Annotated in this window: 17 protein-coding genes and 5 pseudogenes; 11 read left to right on the top strand and 11 right to left on the bottom strand. The window is 67.4% G+C overall.

Going from position 1 to position 25,147, the window contains the following annotated elements:
• Window positions 1–15: 15 nt before the first annotated feature.
• Window positions 16–1,080, bottom strand: coding sequence for a rod shape-determining protein (locus BTH_RS09120; protein WP_009897868.1), 1,065 nt, complete (start codon window positions 1,078–1,080; stop codon window positions 16–18).
• 294 nt (window positions 1,081–1,374) lie between these two features.
• Here BTH_RS09120 and BTH_RS09125 point away from each other — a divergent pair, with 294 nt between their 5' ends.
• The gene (locus BTH_RS09125) at window positions 1,375–3,933 is read left to right on the top strand and encodes a patatin-like phospholipase family protein (protein WP_011401388.1); all 2,559 of its coding nucleotides are present in this window, start codon (window positions 1,375–1,377) and stop codon (window positions 3,931–3,933) included.
• A gap of 357 nt (window positions 3,934–4,290) precedes the next feature.
• On the opposite strand, the gene BTH_RS09130 is transcribed toward BTH_RS09125, so the two are convergent.
• Window positions 4,291–5,406, bottom strand: coding sequence for an ATP-binding protein (locus BTH_RS09130; RefSeq protein WP_009897873.1), 1,116 nt, complete (start codon window positions 5,404–5,406; stop codon window positions 4,291–4,293).
• A 343-nt stretch (window positions 5,407–5,749) separates the two neighbouring features.
• Window positions 5,750–6,460 (bottom strand): response regulator, encoded by a 711-nt coding sequence (locus BTH_RS09135; RefSeq protein ID WP_009897875.1) that lies wholly within the window; start codon window positions 6,458–6,460, stop codon window positions 5,750–5,752.
• A 339-nt stretch (window positions 6,461–6,799) separates the two neighbouring features.
• On the opposite strand from BTH_RS09135, the pseudogene BTH_RS35065 reads away from it, so the two are divergent.
• The 3 genes and pseudogenes from BTH_RS35065 to BTH_RS34390 form a co-directional block, all read left to right on the top strand.
• Window positions 6,800–7,042: pseudogene (locus BTH_RS35065) on the top strand (glutaminase); the annotation flags it as partial.
• A gap of 291 nt (window positions 7,043–7,333) precedes the next feature.
• Window positions 7,334–7,540: pseudogene (locus tag BTH_RS09145) on the top strand (transposase); the annotation flags it as partial.
• Window positions 7,541–7,768: 228 nt separating this feature from the next.
• The gene (locus tag BTH_RS34390) at window positions 7,769–8,500 is read left to right on the top strand and encodes an immunity 52 family protein (protein WP_041190066.1); all 732 of its coding nucleotides are present in this window, start codon (window positions 7,769–7,771) and stop codon (window positions 8,498–8,500) included.
• Window positions 8,501–8,568: 68 nt separating this feature from the next.
• On the opposite strand, the pseudogene BTH_RS09155 reads toward BTH_RS34390, so the two are convergent.
• Window positions 8,569–8,841, bottom strand: a pseudogene (locus BTH_RS09155) (hypothetical protein); the annotation flags it as partial.
• Window positions 8,842–8,996: 155 nt separating this feature from the next.
• On the opposite strand from BTH_RS09155, the gene BTH_RS09160 reads away from it, so the two are divergent.
• Window positions 8,997–9,920, top strand: coding sequence for a glutaminase (locus BTH_RS09160; protein ID WP_025369908.1), 924 nt, complete (start codon window positions 8,997–8,999; stop codon window positions 9,918–9,920).
• A gap of 184 nt (window positions 9,921–10,104) precedes the next feature.
• On the opposite strand, the gene BTH_RS09165 is transcribed toward BTH_RS09160, so the two are convergent.
• From BTH_RS09165 to sfnG, 3 genes are all read right to left on the bottom strand, one after another.
• Window positions 10,105–10,551, bottom strand: a complete 447-nt coding sequence (locus BTH_RS09165; protein ID WP_009897889.1) for a CysS/YqeB C-terminal domain-containing protein — start codon at window positions 10,549–10,551, stop codon at window positions 10,105–10,107.
• A gap of 153 nt (window positions 10,552–10,704) precedes the next feature.
• Entirely contained in the window at window positions 10,705–11,427 is a 723-nt protein-coding gene (locus tag BTH_RS09170; protein ID WP_009897892.1) for a ribonuclease T2, read from the bottom strand.
• Window positions 11,428–11,774: 347 nt separating this feature from the next.
• Window positions 11,775–12,869, bottom strand: coding sequence for a dimethylsulfone monooxygenase SfnG (sfnG, locus tag BTH_RS09175; RefSeq protein WP_009897894.1), 1,095 nt, complete (start codon window positions 12,867–12,869; stop codon window positions 11,775–11,777).
• 369 nt (window positions 12,870–13,238) lie between these two features.
• Between sfnG and BTH_RS09180 the strand changes: the two genes are divergently transcribed.
• The 6 genes and pseudogenes from BTH_RS09180 to BTH_RS35075 all read left to right on the top strand — a co-directional run bounded on the left by BTH_RS09180 (window position 13,239) and on the right by BTH_RS35075 (window position 20,595).
• Window positions 13,239–14,441: an efflux RND transporter periplasmic adaptor subunit gene (locus BTH_RS09180; protein WP_009897899.1), complete on the top strand. Its 1,203-nt coding sequence runs from the start codon at window positions 13,239–13,241 to the stop codon at window positions 14,439–14,441.
• A gap of 2 nt (window positions 14,442–14,443) precedes the next feature.
• A complete protein-coding gene (macB, locus tag BTH_RS09185) occupies window positions 14,444–16,405 on the top strand; it encodes a macrolide ABC transporter ATP-binding protein/permease MacB (protein WP_009897901.1) in 1,962 nt (653 codons plus the stop codon).
• Window positions 16,406–16,414: 9 nt separating this feature from the next.
• Window positions 16,415–17,806 carry an efflux transporter outer membrane subunit gene (locus tag BTH_RS09190; protein WP_009897903.1) on the top strand — a complete coding sequence of 464 codons (1,392 nt, stop codon included), beginning with the start codon at window positions 16,415–16,417 and terminating at the stop codon, window positions 17,804–17,806.
• Window positions 17,807–18,004: 198 nt separating this feature from the next.
• Window positions 18,005–18,550, top strand: a complete 546-nt coding sequence (locus BTH_RS09195) for a TetR/AcrR family transcriptional regulator (RefSeq protein ID WP_196484522.1) — start codon at window positions 18,005–18,007, stop codon at window positions 18,548–18,550.
• Window positions 18,551–18,592: 42 nt separating this feature from the next.
• Window positions 18,593–18,844 (top strand): annotated as a pseudogene (locus tag BTH_RS35460) (oxygenase MpaB family protein); the annotation flags it as partial.
• A gap of 81 nt (window positions 18,845–18,925) precedes the next feature.
• Window positions 18,926–20,595: pseudogene (locus BTH_RS35075) on the top strand (long-chain-fatty-acid--CoA ligase).
• A 114-nt stretch (window positions 20,596–20,709) separates the two neighbouring features.
• Here the strand turns inward: BTH_RS35075 and BTH_RS09215 are convergent.
• Genes BTH_RS09215 through BTH_RS09230 form a run of 4 tightly spaced genes read right to left on the bottom strand, consistent with a single transcriptional unit; the run spans window position 20,710 to window position 25,081 of the window.
• Window positions 20,710–21,852 (bottom strand): enoyl-CoA hydratase/isomerase family protein, encoded by a 1,143-nt coding sequence (locus BTH_RS09215; RefSeq protein ID WP_009897913.1) that lies wholly within the window; start codon window positions 21,850–21,852, stop codon window positions 20,710–20,712.
• Window positions 21,849–22,643, bottom strand: a complete 795-nt coding sequence (locus BTH_RS09220) for an enoyl-CoA hydratase (RefSeq protein WP_009897915.1) — start codon at window positions 22,641–22,643, stop codon at window positions 21,849–21,851. Before BTH_RS09220 ends, BTH_RS09215 begins: the two co-directional genes overlap by 4 nt.
• The gene (gene mmsB, locus BTH_RS09225; protein WP_009897916.1) at window positions 22,643–23,539 is read right to left on the bottom strand and encodes a 3-hydroxyisobutyrate dehydrogenase; all 897 of its coding nucleotides are present in this window, start codon (window positions 23,537–23,539) and stop codon (window positions 22,643–22,645) included. Before mmsB ends, BTH_RS09220 begins: the two co-directional genes overlap by 1 nt.
• A 12-nt stretch (window positions 23,540–23,551) precedes the next feature.
• Window positions 23,552–25,081, bottom strand: coding sequence for a CoA-acylating methylmalonate-semialdehyde dehydrogenase (locus tag BTH_RS09230; protein ID WP_009897918.1), 1,530 nt, complete (start codon window positions 25,079–25,081; stop codon window positions 23,552–23,554).
• Window positions 25,082–25,147: the final 66 nt, after the last annotated feature.

A 25,147-nucleotide genomic window follows, 5' to 3' on the forward strand; every position in this document is an offset into this window, starting at 1 on the left:
GACGGCGCGGGCGGATCAGCGATTCAAACCGAAATCGCCCGCGTCTTCGTCGCCTGCGTCGAACCCGCCCCGCCCCATCGCCTCGCCGGCGCCCCGCACCGCGCAGGTGAGCGGATCGTCGGCGACCCGCGCGGCGAGCCCCGTCTCGTCGTGAAGCCGCTTGCCGAGATCCGCGAGCAGCGCGCCGCCGCCCGTCAGCACGATCCCGCGATCCGCGATGTCGGTGATCAGCTCGGGCGGCGCGTTCTCGAGCGCGCTCTTCACCGCGCTCACCACCTGGTTCAGCGGCGCGGCGAGCGCGTCGGCGATGTCGTGATTGCTGAGCTCGATGGTGCGCGGCAGGCCGTCCGCGACGCTGCGCCCGACCGCGTGGATCGATTCCCGCGGCACCCGGCAGCTCGCGGTGCCGATCGCCTTCTTCACGTGCTCGGCCGTGTGCTCGCCGAGCAGCACGCCGTACAGGTTGCGGACGTGATTGACGATCGCCGCGTCGAACTGGTCGCCGCCGACGCGAATCGCCTCGCGATAGACGATCCCGCCGAGCGCGATCACCGCGACCTCGGTCGTGCCGCCGCCGATATCGACGACCATCGACCCGACCGCTTCCGATACCGGCAGGCCCGCGCCGAGCGCGGCCGCGAGCGGCTCGCTGATCAGGCTGACCCGCGACGCGCCCGCCGCGAGCGCCGCTTCGCGGATCGCGCGCTGCTCGACCGCCGTCGCGTTCGACGGCACGCAGATCGTGAACTCGATGCGCCGCCCGAACAGCGAGCGCGCATGCGACATGTCGACGAACTGCCGCATCATCTGCTCGGCCGCGTGATAGTTCGCGACGACGCCGTGCCTGAGCGGCCTGACGGCTTCCAGATGCTCGGGCGAGCGGCCGAGGAGCGCCTTCGCCTGCTCGCCGACCGCCTCGACGCGCGCCTTGTCGGCCGCGCCGCCCCGCTTGCGGAAGCAGACCACCGACGGCTGATTCAGCACGACGCCGCGATCGCGGACGTAGATCTGCGTGCTCGCCGTGCCGGGATCGACCGCGACGTTGTGCGCAAAGAACCTTCCGAGAAAGGGTGCCGCCATCGTGAAGCCTCTACTGAATCGGGTGGAAGGGTTCTGCGGATGCGTCGCCGGCCGCCCCCGGGCCGGTTGCCGGCGATGAGCACAATCCACTCAGTCGCTTAGCGGCAGGATGCCTGAATACTTTAGGAGATTTCATGAATTTTCTATAGCGCGGCAGATCGCTTTGCACCGCCCGGCCGGCGCGAATCGCGGCGGCGCTTGGTCGCGGCCCGACAAAAGCGGTACTCTCTCGCTTTTGCCGATTCCGGATCGACGCTTCCGACCGTTCAGTCCGACCACACCCAAGCAACGATGATGACGGCGCTCGCCTCTTCCGCCCGTCCGGGCCTTCGCGTTCCCGGCCTCGTGGCCGCCCTGCTGTTCGTCTGCATCGCGACGGGCCGGCCCGCGACCGCCGCGGCCGGCTCCGTGGCCACAACGGGCGCAACGAGCGCCTTGGCGGCGGCATCGGCAGTCGCCACCGCATCGGCGGCGGGCGTCGCTGCGTCGGCCGCGGCCGCTTCGTCCGCCGCCTCCGAAGCCACGCCCGACGCGGCCGCAGCGCCGGCGCCCGCCCTCGCGACGTCGGATGCGGCAGGCGCTACGGCATCCGCGCAAGCCGCGCCGGCGTCGGCCGCCACGGACGCGCCCGTTTGCACGCCGGACGGCGGCCGGCCGGGCCGGCCCGCGATCGGCCTCGTATTGTCGGGGGGCGGCGCGCGCGGCTACGCGCATCTCGGCGTGCTGAAGGTGCTCGAGGCGAACCGGATTCCGGTCGACTGCATCGCGGCGACGAGCATGGGCGCCGTCGTCGGCGGACTGTACGCGACCGGGATGACCGCGCAGGAGATGCAGCGGCGGCTGTCGCAGGTGAACCTCGCCGACATCGCGTTCGACGTGACCGAGCGCGCGGACCTGCCTCAGAAGAAGCGCGAGGACGAACGCCTCTACATCGACAGCCTCACGATCGGCTTCGATTCGAAGGGCTTCAAGGCGCCCGTCGGGCTCGTGCAGGGCAACCGGCTGCAGGCGCTCCTCGCGAACTGGACGGCCGCCGTGCCGACGAACCAGCCGTTCGACCGGCTGCCGATCCCGTTCCGCGCGATCGCGACCGATCTGCAGACCGGCCAGAAGGTCATGCTCGACCATGGCTCGCTGCCGCTCGCGATCCGCGCGAGCATGGCGCTGCCGGGCCTATTCTCGCCCGCCGAGATCGACGGCCGCGCGCTTGTGGACGGCGGGCTCGTCGGCAATCTGCCCGTCGACGCCGCGCGCAGGATGGGCGCGGACATCGTGATCGCGGTCGACATCGGCTCGCCGTTGCGCCCGCTGAATGCGCTCGCGTCGCCCGCCGACGTGATGCAGCAGATGATCGGCATCCTGATCCGGCAGAACGTCGCCGAGCAGCGCAAGCAGTTGACGCCGAACGACATCCTGCTGCAGCCGGACCTCGGCAAGCAGACATTCACCGATTTCCAGACCGCGAACCAGGCGATCGCCGCGGGCGAGGCGGCCGCCGTCGCCGCGCTGCCGCGGCTTGCGCGCTACGCGCTGTCGCCCGAGCAATACGACGCGTATCGGGCCGCGCACCGGCGGCCGCCACTGCAGCCAATCCGCATCACGTCGATCGACATCCACACCAACGGCGCGTCGGTGCCGAAGCGGGTCGTGCGCAACGCGCTGCACGTGAAGCCGGGCGACGTCTACGATCCGCAGGCGGTCAGCGCCGATCTGCTGTCGCTCACGACAAGCGGCAATTTCGAGAACGTCACGCAGCAGATCGTCAACGAAGGCGACGAGCACCGGCTCGTGATCGACGCGCAGGAGAAGTACTGGGGGCCGAACTTCCTGCTGTTCGGGCTCGGGATGTCGAGCAGCTCGACGGACGAAGGCGGCTTCCGATTGCATCTCGGCTACCGGCGGCCGTGGCTCACGCCGTCCGGCCTCGAGTTCCGCGCGGACACGACGCTCGGCAGCGATCTGCAGTCGGCGCACGTCGAACTGCGGCAGCCGCTGTCGAACAAGATCGGCTATTACATCGCGCCGTACGCGGATTACAAGCGGCGCTTCACGAACATCTACGATAGCGACACGGACATCAAGATCACGCAATACCGCTTCCAGACCAGCCGTGTCGGCCTTGATTTCGGGCTGCCGCTTGCGCGGCTCGGCGATTTCCGCATCGGTCTCGCTTATACGCACCTCTCGGCGTCGCCAACGTATAACATGCCGCTCGAGTGGTTCCTTCCGGACAACGTGTCGCTGCCCGGCACGCTGTTCCCGTCCGCCTACGGACACCAGGTGAGCGCGCGCGCCCGGCTCGTCATCGATCAGCTCGACGATCCGACTTTCCCGCGCAAGGGCTATTTCGTGGAAGCGCGCGCCGAGCGCTCGCTGTCGAAGAGCAGTGACACGTTGTTCGAAAGCGATGCGCCGTTCACCGACGTCTATGGGAAAGTGATGGTCGCTCAGCGGTTCGGCAGGCACAGCGTGAATGCGAGCATCGAAGCCGGCAAGAGCTTCGGCGGCACGAACTTCGGCAATCCGCTCGGCTACACGCTCGGCGGCTTCCAGCATCTGTCCGCGTACGCGGCCGATCAATTGAGCGGCAATGCGCTCCTCTATGGCCAGGTCACGTACATGAACCAACTGGCGACCTTCAACGCGTCGCCCATCAAGGCGCTTTACGTGGGTGCGAGCGCAGAAGCCGGTAACGTGTGGACACCCGGCACGCGAATCGGCAGCGGGTCGCTCAAACAAAGCTACACGTTCTTCACCAGTCTCACGACTGCGTTCGGGCCGGTATACGTCGGCGTTGCGCTCGCGCCCGGCGGCCGACGCAACATTTACTTCCAGCTCGGCCGCACGTATTGATTCGGGATTCGGGATTCGGGATTCGGGATTCGGGATTCGGGATTCGGGCATGATGCCGCGGCGCGGGCGCCGTCGGGGCGACGCGGCACGACGCGGCCGCCCCGGCGTGAATCTCGATCCGGCGTGCCGGCTCGGCCAGACGAATGCGCCTGCGGCGCGCCGGCTCGAAGACGAGTGCGCGGCGCGAGGTCGGGCCATGCGGTGACAACGCGGCGCGGGCTCCGGCCGCCGTCGCCCCCGGCCGCCGGCGCACGGCCTCCCGGCGGTGCGAATTGACGGCCGCGGATTGAAAGCGCGAATCGGAGCCGCGCATCCGTTCGCGCGCGATGCGCGACGAACGCGCGCCCTCGACGCGCGTCAGACCGGCCAGCTCATCTCGAAGCGCGCACCGGGCAGCAGCAGCGGATCGACGACGGCCACGCGCCCGTTGTGCGCCTGCAGCACCAGCCGCGTGATCGCGAGCCCCAGCCCGTAGCCGGCCGTATGGCGATCGAGCCGCACGAACGCCTCGAAGATCCGCTCGCGCTCGTCGGGCGGCACGCCGGGCCCGTCATCCTCGACATCGATCTCGATGTTGCCGTGGCGCATCCGCAGGCCGACGGCGATCCGGCCGCGCGCGTGCTTGCTCGCGTTGCGCAGCAGGTTGCGCATCGCATACGACATCAGCCGCTTGTCCATCTTCACGCGCAAGTCGGCGGGCAGCGCGACGCGCGCGTCGATCGTCTTGCTCGGATACAGCAGCGCGGCGTCGGCGACCTGCTTGTCGAACCATGCGACAAGCGCCGTCTGCTCGAGATTCGACTGCAGCGAACTGTACTCGAGCCGCGCGTACGTGAGGCTCATGTCGATCAGCTCGTCGAGCTCGGTCACGTCCTGCTCGATGCTGTCGATCGCGTTCTGATACTCGGCGGCCGACCCTGGCTCGCGCAGGCTCTCGAGCGCGAAGCGCACACGCGCGAGCGGCGTGCGCAACTCGTGCGAGATGCCGTTCGTCAGGTCGCGCTGCGCGGCGATCAGCCGTTCCATTCGCATCGCGAGCGCGTTCAGCGTGCGTGCGAGCGGCCCGATGATCACGCTGCGCGATTCGCGCGCGCGCGTGTTGAAGCGGCCGCCCGTGAAATCGATCGCGCGCTCGCGCACCATCACGAGATCCGACCACACGGGCCGCATCCACCGATAGCCGGCGAGCGCCGGCACCGCGAGCACGAACGCGGCGAGCGGCAGCGCGCCGCCCGGCAGCGCATCGAGCGCGCGCCACACCGCGCGTGGCCCGAGCGCCGAGCACAGCGCGGCGATCGTCCCGCCGACCGTCACCAGCACGAGGCCGACGAGATGCAGATAGGTCCGCAGATAAAGGCGCGACCAGCTCGGGACCCGGTCGGCGCGCGTGTCGGTCCACGAGCGCCGGAAATGCAGCCAGCGCCATTTGCAGTAGCGGAACGGGGATAATCGGTGCGCTTGCGTGCTGTTCATTTTCGAGTCGGGAATGTCGGAATTCGGTGCGTTGAATCATCGAGCGAAATCCGGCCGTGCCGGCGACGGACGCTCGCGGCGAGCCGACGGCGGGCGCGCGGCCGGCTCGTCGGCGACGCGGGCGGCGCGGCACGAACGCGGCGGCGTTTCATCACGTCGAACCGCGGGGAAAGTCGCATTGCGTCACGTCGCCCGGTGTCGTGTTGCATCGCGCATCGCCGCCGAGCATCACGGCGCGGCGGCGCACGGACGCACACATGGTCCGGCATCGACGGCGCGGCACACGCCGTTTCGAACCATGGAACGCGCGGCCGGCGCGACGCCGCGAATCTCGACGCGCAGCTTACTCCCAAGCGTTCTTGCTGAACTGATAACCCTTGCTGCGAATGGTCTTGATCCGCTGCGGGCTGCTCGCGTCGTCGCGCAACTTGCGGCGCAGCTTCGAGATCCGCCCGTCGATCGTCCGGTCGAGTCCGTCGAACTCGACGCCGCGCAACTGCAGCATCAGATCGTCGCGGCTCACGACCTCGCCCGCATGGCAGACGAGCACCCACAGCAGGTCGAACTCCGCCGACGTCAGCTCGGGCGCCGTGCCGTCGGGCAGATTGACGGTGCGGTTCGCGCGGTCGATCGTGAACTTGCCGAACGTGTAGCTCTCCGGCTGCCCGGGCGCGCCGTCCGTTTGCCGCACCGGCGCGCGGCGCAGTTGCGCCTTGATTCGCGCGAGCAGGATGCGCGGCTCGACCGGCTTGTGCACGTAGTCGTCCGCGCCGAATTCGAGGCCGAGCAGCTCGTCGAACGGCTCGTCGCGAGCCGTCACCATGATGATGACGCCGTCATAGTGCTCGCGCGCCTCACGACAGATCTCGAAGCCGTCCTTGCCGGGCAGGTTCACGTCGAGGATCACGAGATCGGGGCGCCCCGTCAGAATCGCGTCAACGGCGTCGTCGCCGTTCAGCACGGTATCGACGACGTATTCGTGCTTGCGCAGGTAGCCCGCGATCAGCGTGGAAAGGCGATTGTCGTCCTCGACGAGGAGAATCCGGAAAGGCATGGGCAAATCAGTCGATATGGAAGCCAAATGTTCTTTTGAAACAATCACTTAACGCGAACAGACGAAACTGACGCGCCTACTTTGTAAAATCCTGAAACATTTGGAATGATACTGCGACACGCGCCGGCAGACGAACCTCTTGCGTCGACGGCCCCGAGACGCCCGGCGCGACAGCCGTCGCGGATGCGGCGCGCGACACGCATCGCTAGGCGATCGGCCGCGGTCCGCGCGATCGTTCCCGCGCATGCATGACGCGCGCCACCGGTGCTTGACGAATTGGCGCCGAGAAGGTTCCGTACGGGCGCGCTTCACTCCCGCGGCGCGGCACGTACCGATTCGATGAAATACCAGCTCTCGAACGCAATCCACACCGAACTCGCGCCCTGAATCGGCGCAGGCCGCGTCGCAGACGACATCCCCGAATACATCCCCGAACTCGCGAAAGTGTCCGCCGAACGCTTCGGCATGGCCGTCGTCGCGATCAATCGCGGCATCCACACGGTCGGCGACGCGCGCGAGCGCGTCTCGGTCCAGAGGATATCGAAGCTGTTCGCGTGCACGCTCGCGTTCCAGCTGCTCGGCAGTATCAGTTGACCGCTCAGCGTCGGTACGACGTTGCGAAGCGTGTGCTTACGGTGGCGGGAAAAGCCTCCCAAGCTCCGCCATATCCGTCAAGCAGAGGCCAGCGTGGAAGTGGTGAAGCGGCTAAGTCCGCAGGGCCCATTTCCAGAACCATGGCTAGTCCGGCAGACGCGCATTCAAAAAAGCTCAGAAGCGCTCTTGGCGCTTGAGGCGGCTTCGAAACTGGTTGCGATGATCTGGGCGAGCCTGCTGCAACAGCGTTGCGCGCTCTAGCGGCGGTCTACACGACCAAACGCTATCGAGAGCATGCACATGCAGTTGCGCAAGATCGTCAAGAACCGCGGCCACTTCCCGAGCGACGAAGCCGCCAGCAAACTGCTGTATCTGGCCTTGCGCAACATCGAAAAGGATTGGAAGATGCCGCCTATCACTTGGCGGCAAGCAGTTAATCAGTTCGCCATTCTGTTCGGCGAGCGATTCACCTCCGCCATCAACTGAGACCTTTAACCGGCCTCAGCACACGAAATTCCTGACACGTCCACCGAAGCGCTTCTTCGCGGGTTTCTTCGATATGAGCGAGCAGATTTTGAATCAATCGATAGTCGTCAATTCGAATCCGCCGGCGCGGCTAATGTGGTACTTCGCAACTCCGAAGGCACGCACGTACATGCTGCCGACGCTGACCAGCGCCCGCGTGCAATCTGTCTATCAACCATGACGACGAACATGCAAATTGTCACCCTGTTTCGCGATGCCCCCGATTTTGCCGAGCCAGGCAATTTCGAGGCGCATCTTGTACGGTTGTGGTCCGTTATCGAGGCACTATCGGGCAAAGACGACCGACTCGGCCAGTGGTACTTGACGGGATCTACCGAGGAAGAAGCACTGCTCTACCCCGCCTTCGAAGCCTCGGGCGCACCGTCGACCGCACTGCTGGCGGTACTCAAAACCAAGTATCAAGGCAAACGGAATCGGGCAAAGGTAGTCGGGTTATGGAACGGGCATAACAACCCGACCGATGGCGCGACGTTGAAGCTCTCTATCGATACCGGCCCGCTACCGTCCGAGGTAGCAATCGATCCGCCCAAGCCACGTGACGCGGAAACGGGACTGGCACCGCTCGCAGCCATTCAGGGCATCGTTTCTTTGCTGGTAGCGACCTACGCCCCCGCCGTCGTCTCGGTCGCACCGATGGATTATTTCGAGAAAAAGGTGTTCGACGACAAGCCCGGCGTCGGCTGGATGCTCTACTTGCCGAAGGTCATTACGCAACAGCAGGTTCCGGAGGCCCGAGCGCTGATTCCCGTACCCGCCAAAGGCAAACAGACCGGCACGATCATCGTCAGCGTGACGGACGCCCCGTTCTCGGTCGACAATCCCGAGCACGTCGCGATCGCGAACCGCATCGAGATCCGGCTCGTCGATCAAGACCTGCTCCCCGCCTACGTCGATATCTGAGCAAGCCGGCGCGATTACCGCGCCGGGAGCGTTCGTCAAAACAACCCGGCCGGCTCCGCCCCATCGTCTCAACCGAGAATAATCAGTTCCCGACGCGCAACGCCCTTTCCGCCGCCTACCGTGCGCTGAATCGGCACGCTCTCGATATGCAAGCCGGCGACCACACACCGGCTCTCAGGGTGGTCGTTGAAGCCGACGATCGCGCGCCCCGCGATCGACCGCAGCCGCTCGGCCATCTTCTCGTTCTCCGCAAACGGAAACGCAACGCCGTACCCTTCGGTCTCGAAGCACGGCGGATCGAGGCAGAACAGCCCGTGCGGCCGATCGTAGCGATCGATGCAGGCTCCCATCTACGCCGGAACCCCGCCCGACGGCAAGCATGCGCCACCGTATCGCGGAAAGAGCCTCCATGCCGGAAATGCAGATGCGCAGCTTGAACGCCGATCTGCTGCGGTATCATCGCGGGCCGCGCTCAAGAGTTCTCGGACACGCATCCATGACCGAAACCAACTATCAGGAAATCCTCGAACGAATTCATTGCGACATCGAGCCGTTACGCACGGCGGGCCGCGTCGCCGACTACATCCCGGAGCTTGCCAGCGTGCCTGCCGAGCGCTTCGGCATGGCCGTCGTCACCCTCGACGGCCGCGTGTTCTCCGTCGGCGATGCGCGCGAACGGTTCTCGATCCAGAGCATCTCGAAACTCTTTGCGTGTACCCTCGCCTTTCAGTTGCTTGGCGACTCGCTTTGGAAACGGGTAGGCCGAGAGCCGTCGGGAACCGCTTTTAACTCGCTCGTCCAGCTTGAGAGCGAGCGCGGCATACCGCGCAATCCGTTCATCAATGCCGGGGCGCTCATCGTCACCGACGTCTTGTGCCGCCGGTTCGTCGGTGCTGAAACTGCGCTCGTCCAGTTCATGCGACGGCTGACCGGTGTCACAGACCTCGACTATAACCTCCGAGTCGCGAATTCCGAGCTTGCCCACGCCGAACGCAATCGCGCGATGGCACACTTCATGGCGAGCTTTGGCAATCTGCATATGCCGCCCGAGACGGTCATCGACGCCTATTGCCGCCAGTGCGCGATCGAAATGAACTGCATCGAGCTGGCGACCGCGGCCCTCTTTCTCGCCAATGCCGGCGTTGCCCCCGTTTCCGGCGAGCGCATTCTCGACGCCAGCTCAGCCAAACGCCTATCCGCCCTCATGCTGACGTGTGGCACATACGACGCGGCCGGCGACTTCGTATATCGCGTCGGCCTGCCCGCGAAAAGCGGCGTGGGCGGCGGTATCGTCGCCGTGCTACCGGGCGAGATGGCGGTGTGCGTCTGGTCGCCCGGACTCGACGCGAACGGCAACTCCGTCGCCGGCGTTCACGCGCTCGAACAGCTGACCACGCTTACCGGCCAGTCGATTTTTTGACGCCGGCCTCCTGCGTCATCGTCGGTTGATTTTCCCGAGCGCCGGCACGCTGGCCCTGCAATGGTTGGCGACCTATTCGGGGCAGCCGATCTTTTGAAGCTTCGGCAGCTTCCGCAGCTGCCGCAGCTTCCGAAGCGCCGAGATCGAGCGCGGCTGATCCGGCGCAACGCGCCGCCGGTTCATGTCAACGCGCGCAGCACGCCGAATGGAGCGCGCCTCGTTCGGCAGCAACCGAACCTGAATGGCCCGTGGAACTCGTCGAGAGCGGACGCTCGGTTCGGCACACATGCGAAGCGCATCCATCGCGCATACCTGTCGGATCGGCGGCAACGCCGATCAGGCGTTGCCCTTCCTTGCTGCCCTCGACCCGCCAGCCTCGCGCGCTCAACGTCCGCCGAATGTCATCGGCTTTTGCCCAGTTCCCTTCCGCCCTGTCCTGCTCGCGCTCGCCAAGCAATGCCCGGACGCTTTCCGGAATGTCGAACATCACCGGCTGCCAATCGCGCAACCCGAGGCTCGGCACAGTATCGAAGCCGTCCACGGTCGCCCTCAAGGTCGACGGCGGCAGGCTGCTCTTGACGAGTTCCCGGAGCACCGCAAGCGCCCTGGGCAGATTCAGGTCCTCGTTCACGTCGGCGTCGAATCGCGCGACGAAATCGGGATCGACGCGACCTCCGTCGGCCCGCCTGAATCCAGATGCCGCAGCCGGTTCAAGGCCGCCAGCGCCATTCGCATCGCCCGTCCGAACCGTCCTTCGCTCCGGACCGGGCGCGCGCAGCCGAGCCTACTTCGCGATATAAATCCCGGACGTCGGGCAGGTGCCCTGCGTGCCGGCATCGGTCACGAGCGACGCCGCGCTCGGGAACTGCGACGTCGCATCCGTCTTCACCGAAATCCACGCCTCGGTGAAATAGCTGACGTAGTTGACTTTCACGCACTTGAGCGAAACCGCGCCGCGCGTGTTGCTGCCGAACGCGCCTTCGAACGCGTTCAGCAATTGCGTGCGCGTCACGGTGCTGCCGGCGTTCGACTGGAGAAACGTGTTGAACGACGTCGTCGACAGGCGGCTCACCATCCCCGTCGCGCCATTCCAGTATGCGTCGGCCGACGGCGCCTGCGCGCAGGTGCCGTGCTTGTACCACTCGTGCTTGTCGAGGCACGACGCGACGCCCGGCATGTACGTCGACAGCGTCGCGAGCGTCGACGAGCCGACCGGGTACGCATCCATGCTGCACCACTGATGATTGTTGTCGAGGTCGATCTCGTTTTGCGGCACGCCGCAATAGAACGGCTGGTTGCCGTCGTAATTATTCGGCCACAGGCCGTGCAGCGACAGGTTCGTCGACGCGTACGAACCCGACAGCGCGCTGCATTCGGTCGCGCTGTGCGTTGCGCAGAAGCCCGGCTCCCACGACGTCGCGAGCAGCAGATAATCGTATGCGTTGGCGGTGTCGCAAGCCGACGCGACAGCAAGCGCGCACGCGGCGCGCGCGAAGGTACGAAGCATACCGGCCCCCCTCAGTATGAACGCGGCGGCCTCGCAGGAGACGCCGCGATGTTGGTGAACTGTCGGGTGCCTATTGTGCTTTCGCCAATATTGCAGCGGTGTGACTTCGTCAGCGAGCGCGCGATGAAGCCCGACGCGCGACGAAAACGCCGGCTCGGACCGGGACAAGCGATGGCGACGAGCACGCCCGTGATCGCTCGCACCGGCGCGAACGTTTCAAACGCCGAATTCAAACGGCCTGCGCCGGCTCGGCGCCGGCACATGCGTCGCCATCGACGGCGACATTCGTCGCATGCCTAACGATCGCGCGACCCGCCGCGCGCCGCATGGCCGAGCCGTTGCCCGCGTCAGGCCGGCTGTGCGTCGTGCCGCCGCTCCAGTTCGCGCACGAGCGGCAGCACGCGCTTGCCGAAATACTCGACGTCCTCCAGATAATGCAGGAATCCGCCAAGCACGAGATCGACGCCGATCGCCTTCAGCGCGACGATGCGCTCGGCGATCTGCTCGGGCGTGCCGATCAGGTTGGTCCTGAAGCCGTCGTTGTACTGAACGAGATCGGCGAACTTCGAATCGGCCCACATCCCTTGCCCTTCGGGCGCGGCCTTGCCCGCCTGCTTGACCGCGTGGCCGAACGCGTTGACCGCGTCGACATCCGCGTGGCGCACGATCTCGTCGAGCACGTCGCGCGCCTCGCGCTCGGTGTCGCGCGCGATGATGAACGCGTTGACGCCGAACTTCACCCGCCGCCCCTGCGCGGCCGCCGCCGCGCGGATCTCGTCGATCTGCGCGCGGTGGCCGTCGAGCGTGTTGCCGTTCATGAAGTACCAGTCGGACACGGCGGCCGCCATCCGGCGCGCGGCCGCCGAATTGCCGCCCTGGAAGACTTCCGGGTGCGGCTGCTGCAACGGCTTCGGCTTGAGCGTGTAGTCGTTGAACCGATAGAAGTCGCCCTTGAACGTGAAGCTGTCCTGCGTCCAGACGCCCTTCACCGCGCGAATGAATTCCTCGGAGCGGCGGTAGCGCTCGTCGTGCTCGAGCCACGGCTCGCCGATCGCGGTGAACTCGCCCTTGAACCAGCCGCTCACGACGTTGATCGCGACGCGCCCCTGGTTCAACTGGTCGATCGTCGCGAGCTGCTTCGCGACGACGGCCGGATGCCACGGCCCCGGCAGGATCGCGGCGATCACCTTCAGACGCTCGGTCGCCGCAAGCAGCGCATGGCTGAACGCGACGGACTCGTGCTGATACTCGGCGCCGTAGCCGGCCGTGAAGCGGATCTGCGACAACGCATAGTCGAAGCCGTTCTGCTCCGCGATGCGCGCGAGGCGGCGGTTGTAGTCGATATCCCAGCTCGTGCGCTGCTCGATCTTGCTGACGACGAGGCCGCCGCTGACGTTGGGCACCCAGTAGGCGAACTTGAGGGGGTCCGGCTCGTGACTCATCGGATCGTTCCTTGATGCGTGAAGGGGACGGTGAAAACCCGGCGGCGCGCGGCCGGCCGGTCGGCAATGGCCCTCGGACGCGCCGCTGCGCGCGGCGTTTGTCCCGGCGCATCGTAGGGCGGGCCGGCATGCCGGCCAACCAATGAATTCAGCTATCGATGCCCGCCGCCGCGAGATATGCAAATGACGCACGCGCGGCGTGCGCGGCGGCGGCGCGACGCCCGGCATGCCCGCGCGCCTGTGTCGAACTGTCGAAATATTGAGGAAATTTGTCGCTGCATTGAACCCGGCACACCTTTCCATATTCCAATGTCCAGTTTCATTTTCATTACAATTGCTCGCCTGCCACGCGTTACCGTTCCGTTTCCCATGAAAAAAACCCAACGCCGCTGGATCGCCGCAGCGGCCGGCGTCGTCGCGCTCGTCTCGCTCGCCGTGCTCTACCAACGCTTCGCCTCGAAAGACAAGGCGCCGCATTACCTCACCGCGAACGTCGCCCGCGCCGATCTCGAGAACGCTGTGCTCGCCACGGGCACGCTGCACGCGTTCAAGCAGGTCGACGTCGGCGCGCAAGTGTCCGGCCAACTGAAGTCGCTGAAGGTGAAGCTCGGCGACAAGGTGAAGAAGGATCAGTGGCTCGCCGAGATCGATCCGGTGATCTCCCAGAACGAGCTGCGCCAGGCCGAGGCGAACGTCGAGAACCTCGTCGCGCAGAAGCGCTCGACCACCGCGCAACTGAAGCAGGCCGAGCTCGCATTCAGGCGGCAGCAGCAGATGCTGCCCGACGACGCGACGTCGCGCCAGGACTACGAGGCCGCGGCCGCTTCGCTCGACGTGCAGCGCGCGAGCCTCGTCGCGCTCGATGCGCAGATCCGCGCGGCGCGCATCAAGATCGAGACCGCGCGCGCGAACCTCGGCTATACGCGCATCGTCGCGCCGATGGACGGCGAAGTGGTCGCGATCGTCACGCAGGAAGGCCAGACGGTGATCGCGCAGCAGCAGGCACCCGTGATCCTGAAACTCGCCCAACTCGACACGATGACGGTCAAGGCGCAGGTGTCGGAGGCGGACGTGATCCGCGTCCGCCCCGACCAGAGCGCGTATTTCACGATCCTCGGCGAGCCCGACAAGCGCTACTACGGCAAGCTGCGCGCAATCGAGCCCGCGCCGCAGAACTTCCTCGACACGCAAGGCGGCCTCGGCGGCATGGGCGGCGGCGGCTCGTCGAAAACGAACACCGCGGTCTTCTACAACGCGCTGTTCGAAGTGCCGAATCCCGGCCACCGGCTGCGCATCTCGATGACCGCTCAGGTGAACATCCTGCTCGACACCGCCCGCAACGCGCTCAATATCCCTGTCGCCGCGCTCGGCGCGAAGGACAAGGACGGCGCGTATGCGGTACGCGTCGTCGGCGCGGACGGCAAAGTCTCGACGCGCAAGGTGCGCACCGGCATCAACAACAACGTGAAGGTCGAAGTGCGCTCGGGCCTCGCCGACGGCGAGCGCGTGATCATCGGCGATGCGGCCGAGTCCGCCGGCGCCGGCGCGGCCGCGTCCGACGCGAGGAATTGACGATGGCCGAACCGCTGCTTCAACTCACGCGCGTCACGCGCCGCTTTCCCGCGGGCGACAAGGACGTCGTCGTGCTCGACGACGTGAGCCTGTCGATCGACGCGGGCGAGATCGTCGCCATCGTCGGCGCGTCCGGCTCGGGCAAATCGACACTGATGAACATCCTCGGCTGCCTCGACCATCCGAGCTCGGGCAGCTACCGGGTCGGCGCACGCGAGACGAGCGAGCTCGAAAGCGACGAGCTCGCGCGCCTGCGCCGCGAGCACTTCGGCTTCATCTTCCAGCGCTATCACCTGCTGCCGCATCTGTCCGCGGCCGAAAACGTCGAAATGCCCGCCGTCTACGCGGGCAGCGCGCAGGCGCAGCGCCGCGAGCGCGCGCTGATGCTGCTCGCGCGCCTGGGCCTGTCCGATCGCGCCGGCCACCGGCCGAGCCAGTTGTCGGGCGGCCAGCAGCAGCGCGTGAGCATCGCGCGCGCGCTGATGAACGGCGGCGAGGTGATCCTCGCCGACGAGCCGACGGGCGCGCTCGATTCGAAGAGCGGCCACGACGTGATCCGGGTCCTGCGCGAGCTGAACGCGCTCGGCCACACCGTCATCATCGTCACGCACGACGAAAACGTCGCCGCGCACGCGCGCCGCATCATCGAGATCAGCGACGGGCGCATCGTCGGCGACCGCCTCAATCCGCACGCGGACGGCGCCGACGCCGCGTCCGGCGCGAGCGGCGATGCGGGGCCGCAGCGCGCGCGCCGACTGTCGGCAGGCGTCGGCCGCTTCGCGGAAGCGTTCCGGATGGCATGGATCGCGCTCGTATCGCATCGGCTGCGCACACTGCTCACGATGCTCGGAATCATCATCGGGATCACGTCGGTCGTGTCGATCGTCGCGATCGGCGAAGGCGCGAAGCGCTACATGCTCGACGAGATCGGCAGCATCGGCACAAACACGATCAACGTCTACCCGGGCGCCGACTGGGGCGACAGCCGCGCGGACGCGATCCAGACGCTCGTGCCCGCCGACGCCGCCGCGCTCGCCGATCAGATCTACGTCGACAGCGCGACGCCCGAGACGTCGCGCAGCCTGCTGCTGCGCTATCGGAACATCGACGTCAACGCGCTCGTGAGCGGCGTCGGCGAGCGCTTCTTCCAGGTTCGCGGGATGAAGATGGCGCAAGGCATCGCATTCGGCCCCGACGAGGTGCGCCGCCAGGCGCAAGTCGCGGTGATCGACGAGAACACGCGCCGCAAGCTGTTCGGCGCGAACCCGAATCCGCTCGGCGAAGTGATCCTGATCGACAATCTGCCGTGCATCGTGATCGGCGTGACCGCGGCAAAGAAAAGCGCGTTCGGGGACACGAAGAATCTGAACGTCTGGGTGCCCTACACGACGGCGTCCGGACGCCTGTTCGGCCAGCGGCATCTCGACAGCATCACCGTGCGCGTGCGCGACGGCCAGCCGAGCGCCGCGGCCGAGCAAAGCCTGACGAAGCTGATGCTGCAGCGGCACGGCCGCAAAGATTTCTTCACGTACAACATGGACAGCGTCGTCAAGACGGTCGAGAAGACCGGGCAGTCGCTCACGCTGCTGCTGTCGCTGATCGCGGTGATCTCGCTCGTCGTGGGCGGAATCGGCGTGATGAACATCATGCTCGTGTCGGTGACCGAGCGCACGCGCGAGATCGGCATCCGGATGGCGGTCGGCGCGCGGCAGGCCGACATCATGCAGCAGTTCCTCGTCGAAGCCGTGACCGTCTGCCTGATGGGCGGCGCGATCGGCATCGTGCTGTCGTTGGGCATGAGTTTCGTGTTCTCGCTATTCGTCGACCAATGGAAAATGGTGTTCTCGGCCGGCTCGATCGTGTCGGCGTTCCTGTGCTCGACGCTGATCGGCGTCGTGTTCGGCTTCATGCCCGCGCGCAACGCGTCGCGGCTCGATCCGATCGATGCGCTCGCGCGCGATTGAGGTGACGCGATGACGATTCTCCCGACTCATCGTTTCGCCCGGCGCGCCGCCGCGCTCGCGTGCGCGGGCGCGCTGCTGTCCGCCTGCGCGACGCCGTCGCGCAACGCGCCGCCGCCCGCGGTCGAGCTGCCCGCGCAATGGGCCGCGCCCGTCGCGGGGCAGGCGAGCGCCACGCCCGACGGCTGGTGGCGCCGCTTCGGCGACCCGACGCTCGATCGCCTGATCGACGACGCGCTGCGCACGAACAACGATCTCGCGGCCGCCGCGATCCGCGTCTATCGCGCGCAATTGCAGGCCGGGCTCGCGGACACGAACCTGACGCCGAACGTGACGCTCGGCGCGACGGGCAACGTATCGCGCACGCTCGACACGCACCGGATGGGCCGCACGAGCGGCGTCACGGCTACGCTCGGCTACGAGCTCGACCTGTGGGGCAAGCTTGCCGCGCAGCGCGACGCCGCGCGCTGGGAACTCGAAGCAACGCAGGCCGACCGCGATGCGGCGCGGCTCTCGCTGATCGGCACGACGGCGGCACTGTACTGGCAGATCGCCTATCTGAATCAACTGATCGCGATCGGCGATGCGAACATCGCGTACGCGCGGCGCACGCTCGAGCTCGTGCAGTCGCGTCACGCGGCGGGCGCGACGTCCGGGCTCGACCTCGCGCAAGCCGAGCGCAACCTGTCCGCGCTGCGCGCGGACCAGACGCAACTGATCCAGCAACGCACCGAGAACCGCAACGCGCTTGCGATCCTGTTCGACCGTCCGCCGCAACGGCAAGCGGCCGAGCGCGACGCACTGCCCGCGGCGCCGCTTCCGGACATCGCCGCAGGCGTGCCGGCCGAGCTGCTCGGCCGCCGGCCCGATTTGCGCGCGGCCGAGTTCCGGCTGCGCGAATCGCTCGCGAACGTCGACGTGACGCGCACGAGCTTCTATCCGACATTCACGCTGACGGGCAACGTCGGCACCGCGAGCACGAGCCTCGAGCGCGTGCTGCAGAATCCCGTCGCGACGCTCGGCCTCGGGCTCGCGCTGCCGTTCATCCAGTGGAACACGATGCAGTTGCAGATCAAGGTGTCGAAATCGCAGTACGAGGAAGCCGTCGTCAATTTCCGGCAGAGCCTGTATCGCGCGCTCGGCGAAGTCGAGAACGCGCTGTCGGCGCGTGCGCAGCTCGAGGCCGAGGCCGACGAGCGCGCGCACGCGCTCGCGCAGGCGCAGCGCGCCGAAACGCTCGCGAAGGCGCGCTTCGCGGCCGGCGCGACGGGCGTGCAGCCATGGCTCGACGAACAGCAACGGCTGCGCGATGCGCAAAGCGCGCTCGCGCGCAATCAATTGGGACGGCTCAACAACCGGATGAGCCTGTACAAGGCGCTGGGCGGCGAGGACCGCCCCGCCTGAGCGCCTTCGACGGGCGGCCGCCTGCCGGCCCCCGCCGCCCGCCTGCGTTTTGAGTCCGCACTCGAATGAAACCGCTTGCCGAATTCCTACACCCTTGCATATCTTTCCTACGAACCTGAAGGAAATACGATGCAGGAACGCACTCGCGCCGCCCATTTGGGCCCCGAACGCAGACGGCCACTGGCACTGGACGCCGCCTTGCGCATTGCCGTCACGCGCGGATTGGCGAGCGTGTCGATGGAAGCGATCGCGCAGGCGCTCGGCGTCACGCGGCCGGTGGTCTACGCGTGCTTCGCGTCGCGCGAAGAACTGATCGACGCGCGGCTCGAACGCGAGGAGCGGCGTTTGTTCGACGGCGTGATTGCCGCATTGCCGCGCGAGCCGCAGTTCGGCGATCCGAAGCAATGGATGACGGCCGGATTCCAGGCGCTGCTGAAAGTCGTCGCCGCGCACGCCGATTCGTGGCGGCTCGTGCTCGCGGCGGATCACGATCGGGACACGGTCGAACGCTACGGCCACGCGCGCCGCCGCGTCGCCCAGCAGGTGCGCGCGCTGATGGGGCCGATGATGAAGAAAGCCGGCGTCCGGCAGATCGACAAGAAGCTGCCCGTTCTCGTCGAGATCTTCATGTCGCTCGGCGACGGCGCCGTGCGCGCGATGCTCGACGACGCGCAGCAATGGACGCCGGACGAACTCGGCGCATACGTGGGGCGGATCGTGCTGGGCGGCTTCATGAAAGCCTGACGATCGATTCTTCGATGGCGGATGCAAGCAGGAAGCGTTGCGATGAATTCGATTAGGAATATTGATCGTCAGGAACGAAAGCGTCGGGAGGACTACGGCTTCTTCGGCCCCGATTCCCCAACCTGGCGTGTCTGGACCTACCCCACCGCGCTCACGATCGGCTTTCAGCGCTCCGTCGTCATCGAGGAGCTCGATCCGTTCCTGCTCGCGGCCGTCCATTCACGGCGCGGCATCTACACGAATCCGAAGCTGCGCTACGACCGCACGATCCGGTATTTCGCGACGGTCGCGGTGGGCGACGCGCGCAGTGCGCTCGACGCGGCCGCCGCGACATCGCCGCGCGCCCATCGCGAAGATCACGGAGGAGACACGACAATGAACAGGATCTGGCTCACGGCCTATCCGCCCGGCGTGCCGGCCGACATCGACACGTCCCGCTATGCCTCGCTCGTCGCGCTGATGGAGGAGAGCTTCAGCAACTATCGCGCGCGCGGCGCATTCGCCTGCATGGGCAAATCGATCACGTACGGCGAGCTCGACACACTGTCGCGCAAGCTCGGCGCATAGTTCCAGTCGCGCGGCCTCGCGCGCGGCGCGCGGATCGCGATCATGCTGCCGAACGTGCTGCAGTACCCGGTGACGCTCGCGGCGAGCCTGCGCGCGGGCTACGTGGTCGTCAACGCGAACCCGCTCTATACGCCGCGCGAGCTCGAGCATCAGTTGAAGGACAGCGGCGCCGAGGCGATCGTGATCCTCGAGAATTTCGCGGCGACGCTGCAAGCGGTGATCGCGAGGACATCGGTCAGGCACGTCGTCGTCGCGGCGATGGGCGACCTGCTCGGCATGAAAGGCGTCGCCGTCAACTACGTCGTGCGCCGCGTGAAGAAGCGGGTGTCGGCATGGCGCCTGCCGTCATGCACGCGCTTCAACGCGGCACTCGCGCACGGCGCCCGGCATGCGCTTCGGCGCACCCCGATCGCGCCGGACGACATCGCGTTTCTGCAATACACGGGCGGCACCACCGGCGTGTCTAAAGGCGCGACGCTGCTGCACCGGAACATCGTCGCGAACGTGCTGCAGTCCGAAGCATGGCGCGCGCCCCTCCTCGCCGGCCGGCCGACGCGCAGTTCGTGACCGCGATCGCGCTGCCGTTCTATCACGTGTTCGCGCTGACCGTGTGCGGCTTCATGACGATTCACGCCGGCGGCCTCGGCGTGCTGATCCCGAATCCGCGCGACATCGGCGGCATGATCGCGGCGCTCGCGGGCTATCCGATTTCCGCGTTTCCGGCCGTCAACACGCTCTACAACGCGGTGCTGCATCATCCGGATTTCGGCAAGCTCGACTTCTCCAAGCTCGTGGTCGCGAACGGCGGCGGCATGGCGATTCAGGACGGCGTCGCGAAGCGCTGGCACGAACGCACGCGCGTGCCGATCGTCGAGGGCTACGGCCTGTCGGAAACCTCGCCGAGCGCGACCTGCAACCCGGTGACGATCGCCGAGCACACCGGCACCGTCGGCGTGCCCCTGCCTTCGACCGACATCGCGATCCGCGACGACGCCGGCCGCGACGTGCCGCTCGGTCAGCCCGGCGAGATCTGCATTCGCGGCCCGCAGGCGATGGCGGGCTACTGGAGGCGGCCGGACGAGACCGCGAAGGTGATGACGCAGGACGGCTTCTTCAAGTCCGGCGACATCGGCGTGTTGGACGAGCGCGGCTTCGTGAAGATCGTCGACCGCAAGAAGGACATGATTCTCGTATCGGGCTTCAACGTCTATCCGATCGAGATCGAAGACGTCGTCGCGTCGCATCCGGGCGTGTACGAAGTCGCGGCGGTCGGCGTGCCGGACGAGCGCTCCGGCGAGGCGGTGAAGCTCTTCGTCGTCAGGAAGGACCCGGCACTCACCGCCGGCGACGTGCTCGCGCACTGCAAGGAGCGCCTCACCCACGACAAGCGCCCGAAATACGTCGAGTTTCGCGACGATCTGCCGAAGAGCAACGTCGGCAAGATCTTGCGACGCGAGCTACGCGACACGGCGCGCTGAGCGCCGCATCCCGCATCCCGCATCCTTCGTCATCGCTTCGCCGCCGCTCGATGCGAGGCGGATCGGCCGGGCGCCGATCCGGGCGCGCCGGCCATCATGTCACGCCGCGCCGCGTCACGCCACGCCGAGATCGGCAAGCGGATGCGCTTCGCGCTTCCACGGCGACGTCAGGAAATGCAGCACGCGCTCTCGCTGCACCTCGACGAGCGTCGCGGGCGCCCAGCCCGGCTTGCGATCCTTGTCGACGAGATGCGCACGCACGCCTTCGCAGAAATCGCCTTCCTCGATCGCATGCGCGACGATGCCGAGCTCCATCCGGAACGCCTCGGCAAGCGTCGTCTGCCGGCCGCGCAACAACGCGTCGCGCGTGACCTCGAGCATCGTCGGCGAATGGCTCGTCAATGCCTCGAGCGTCGCCTGCAGCCATTGCCGATGCTCGCGCGACAGCTCGTCGCGCGTCAGGTCCTGCCGCAGCGTCGCGACGATTCGCTCGACGCCGGAGCGCTTGTCGAAGTGGCGAACGATCCACGGCATCTGGCTGTCGAGCGCCGCATGCGGGACGACGTTGCACGGCGGCGCGAACACCGCGCGCAATGCGCGCAACACGTCGCCCGACCAGTCGGCGCGTTCGAGCCGCGTCTCGAACGTATCGAGCCACGACGACGGCACCGACAGATCGGCGAGCTTCGCCGCGAGCGCGTCCGCGCCCGACAGCGTCACGCCCGTGAGGCCGACGTACAGCGACAGCTCGACCGGCAGCCGCGCGAGAAAATGCGTCGCGCCGACGTCGGGCACGAAGCCGATCCGCGTCTCGGGCATCGCGATCTTGCTGCGCTCGGTCGACACGCGCAACGCGGCGCCCTGCGCGAGCCCCATTCCGCCGCCCATCGTGACGCCGTCCATCAGCGCGACAACGGGCTTCGGGAACGTGTGGATCGCATAGTCGAGCCGGTATTCGTCGACGAAGAACGGCAGCCAGTCTCGGCCGCGCACCTTCGCCATTCCGTACAGCGCACGCACGTCGCCGCCCGCGCAGAAGCCCTTGTCGCCCGCGCCGCGCAGCACGACCGCAACGATCGAGCGATCGTCGCGGCAGCGTTCGAGCAAGGCGGCGAGCTCGCGCACCATGTCGTGCGACAGCGCGTTGAGCGCGGCCGGCCGGTTCAGCGTGATCAGCGCGACGCGGTTCACGACGCGCATCAGCACGTCGCGTGCGGCCGCCTCATGCGTGAGGTCGTGCATCATCGGCGTGCTCATCGCGGCCGCCCTCCGTCATCGGCTCGCCACTGCGGCTTGCGCTTGCCGAGAAACGCGGCGACGCCTTCGCGCGGCTCGCCGCCGTCGAACAGATCGACGAAGCGCTCGCGCTCGAGCGCGAGCGCCGCGCCGCGCGGCACGCCCTGCCGCGCGAGGCCGATCAGTTCCTTCGCGACGCCGACCGCGCGCGGGCCGAGCGCCACCGCGCCGCGCGCGAGCTCGAGCGCGGCGTCGCGCGCGCGGCCGGTATCGACGACATCCTCGACGAGACCGATGCGCAGCGCGGTTTGCGCGTCGACGCGCACGCCCGCGAGGATCATCCGCTTCGCCCAGCCCTCGCCGACGAGCCAGGGCAGCGTCTGCGTGCCGAGCCCGCACGGCGTGAGGCCGACCGACGGTTCGGGCAGCGCCATTTGCGCGTGCCGCTCGGCGATGCGCATGTCGCACGCGAGCGCGCATTCGAGGCCGCCGCCCATCGCATAGCCGTTGATCGCGGCGATCGTCGGAAAGCGCGCGTCGTGCAGCGCCTCGAACGCGGCGCCGAAGCGCGACGCCATCGTGCGCGCCATCGCGTGATCGCCGTCGGCGAACGCGTTCAGATCCGCGCCCGCGCTGAAGAACTTCGGGCCGTCGCCCGTGACGACGAGCGCGCGCACGCGGGAATCCGCTTCGAGCCGCTCGAGCGTGCGCTGCAATTCGAGAAGCCCGTCCGCGCTGAACGTGTTCGCGGACGGGCGCTTGAGCGTGACGAGCGCGATCGCGCCGTCGTCGGCGTAGTCGAGCTCGATCATCAGGCATCCTTCCCGAGCGGTCGGTACAGGCGGATCACCGCCGAGAAATCGAGCTTGCCGTCGCCGCGGCTGCTCATCGTCTGATACAGCTGCTGCGCGAGCGCGCCGAGGTAGACCGGCTGCCGCACCTGCTTCGCCGCGTCGTTCGCGAGGCCGAGATCCTTCAGCATCAGATCGGTGCCGAAGCCGCCCGTGTAGCCGCGCGACGACGGCGCCGTCTCGATCACGCCCGGATACGGGTTGTACGTGTCCGAGCTCCAGCAGCGGCCCGTCGACGTGTTGATGATGCCCGCGAGCACCTTCGGATCGATGCCGAGCGACGCGCCGAGCGCCATCGCCTCGGACACGCCCGCCATCGTGATCCCGAGCACGAGGTTGTTGCAGACCTTCGCGACCTGCCCCATCCCGGTCGCGCCGCAGTGCACGATGTTCTTGCCCATCGCCGCGAGCACGGGCTTCACGCGCGCGTAGTCGGCGTCGCTGCCGCCAACCATGAAGGTCAGCGTGCCCGCCGCCGCGCCGCCCGTGCCGCCCGACACCGGCGCGTCGACGAACGCGCCGCCGCCGCCGCGCACGAGCTCGCCGAACGCCTGCGCGCTCGCCGGATCGATGGTGCTCGAATCGATCACCATCGCGCCCGCGGCGAGGCCTGCGAGCACCCCGTTCTCCTGCGTGAGCACGCCGCGCACGTGCGCGGCCGCGGGCAGCATCGTGACGACGAACTCGGCGCCCGCCGCCGCCTCGCGCGGCGAGGCAGCAACCTGCGCGCCGCCGTCCTTCACGAGCCGCAGCGCATCCTCGCTCAGATCGAACGCGCGCACTTCATGGCCTGCCTTCAGCAGGTTGAGCGCCATCGGCGCGCCCATGTGCCCCAAGCCGATAAAACCGATCTTCATCGCGCCCTCCAGTCAGTGCAGACGAATCGTCGTGTTGACGGCGCCCGCCGTCGCGTCGTCGTCGAACCAGCGCGCGGTGACGGTCTTCGTCTGCGTGTAGAACTGCACGACCTGCTTGCCGTACGGGCCGAGATCGCCGAGCTTCGAGCCGCGCGAGCCCGTGAAGCTGAAGAACGGCACCGGCACCGGAATCGGGATGTTGATGCCGACCTGGCCGATGTCGATCTCGCTCTGGAACTTGCGCGCGGCCGCGCCGCTTTGCGTGAAGAGGCCGACGCCGTTGCCGAACGGATTCGCGTTGACGAGCGCGATCGCTTCGTCGAGCGTGTCGACCGACATCACGCACAGCACCGGGCCGAAGATCTCGTGCGTATAGACCGACATCTCCGGCTTCACGTCCGCAAAGATCGTCGGGCCGATGAAGTTGCCGTGCTCGTAGCCGGGCACGCTCACGTCGCGGCCGTCGAGCACGAGCTTCGCGCCCTCCTTCGCGCCGGTTTCGATGAGGCCGAGAATTCGCTGCTTCGCCGCGCGCGACACGACGGGGCCCACGTCGGTGCCCGCTTCCGCGCCCGCGTTGACCTTCAGCGTCTTCGCCTTCGCGACAATGTCGGGCAGCCAGTCGCGCGCCGCGCCGACGAGCACCGCGACCGACGTCGCCATGCAGCGCTGGCCCGCCGCGCCGAACGCCGCGCCGACGAGCGCGTTCACCGTCTGCTCGCGGTTCGCGTCGGGCAGGATCACCGCGTGGTTCTTCGCACCCATCATCGATTGCACGCGCTTGCCGTGCTCGCTGCCGAGCCGGTACACGTGCGTGCCGACGGCCGTCGAGCCGACGAACGAAATCGCCTTCACGAGCGGATGCGAGCACAGCGCGTCGACGACTTCCTTGCCGCCGTGCACGACGTTGAGCACGCCCTTCGGCACGCCCGCCTCGATCGCGAGCTCGACGAGCAGCATCGTCGACAGCGGGTCCTGCTCGGACGGCTTCAGCACGAACGTGTTGCCGCAGACGATCGCCATCGGGAACATCCACAGCGGAATCATCGCGGGGAAGTTGAACGGCGTGATGCCGACGCACACGCCAAGCGGCTGGCGCAGCGTGTACGTATCGACGCCGCCCGCGACGTTCTCCGCGAACTCGCCCAGCTGCAGCGTGCCGATCGAGCACGCGTGCTCGACCACCTCGAGGCCGCGGAACACGTCGCCCTCGGCGTCGGGCAGCGTCTTGCCCTGCTCGGCCGTCAGCGTCTTCGCGATCTGCGGCAGGTTCGCGCGCACGAGATCCTGGAACTTCAGCATGATGCGCATGCGCGCGGAGAGCGGCGTGCTCTTCCATTTCGCGAACGCGGCCTGCGCGGCTTCGACGGCCGCGTCGACCTCGGCCGCGGTCGCGAACGGCACGCGCGCGAGCAGTTCCTGCGTCGCCGGATTGACGATGTCACGCCACTCGGTCGCATGGGATTCGACGAATTCGCCGGCGATCAACAGCTTCACGGTCGGCACGTGATGTCCCTTCTGGGACGACGGAGTTGCGTTCATCGTGAGATTCTCCTGGCTATGGCCGGCGGCGCGCCGCGCGCGTCTGCGGCCGGTTGATGCAAGGCG

Source organism: Burkholderia thailandensis E264 (assembly GCF_000012365.1).
GTDB lineage: Bacteria > Pseudomonadota > Gammaproteobacteria > Burkholderiales > Burkholderiaceae > Burkholderia > Burkholderia thailandensis.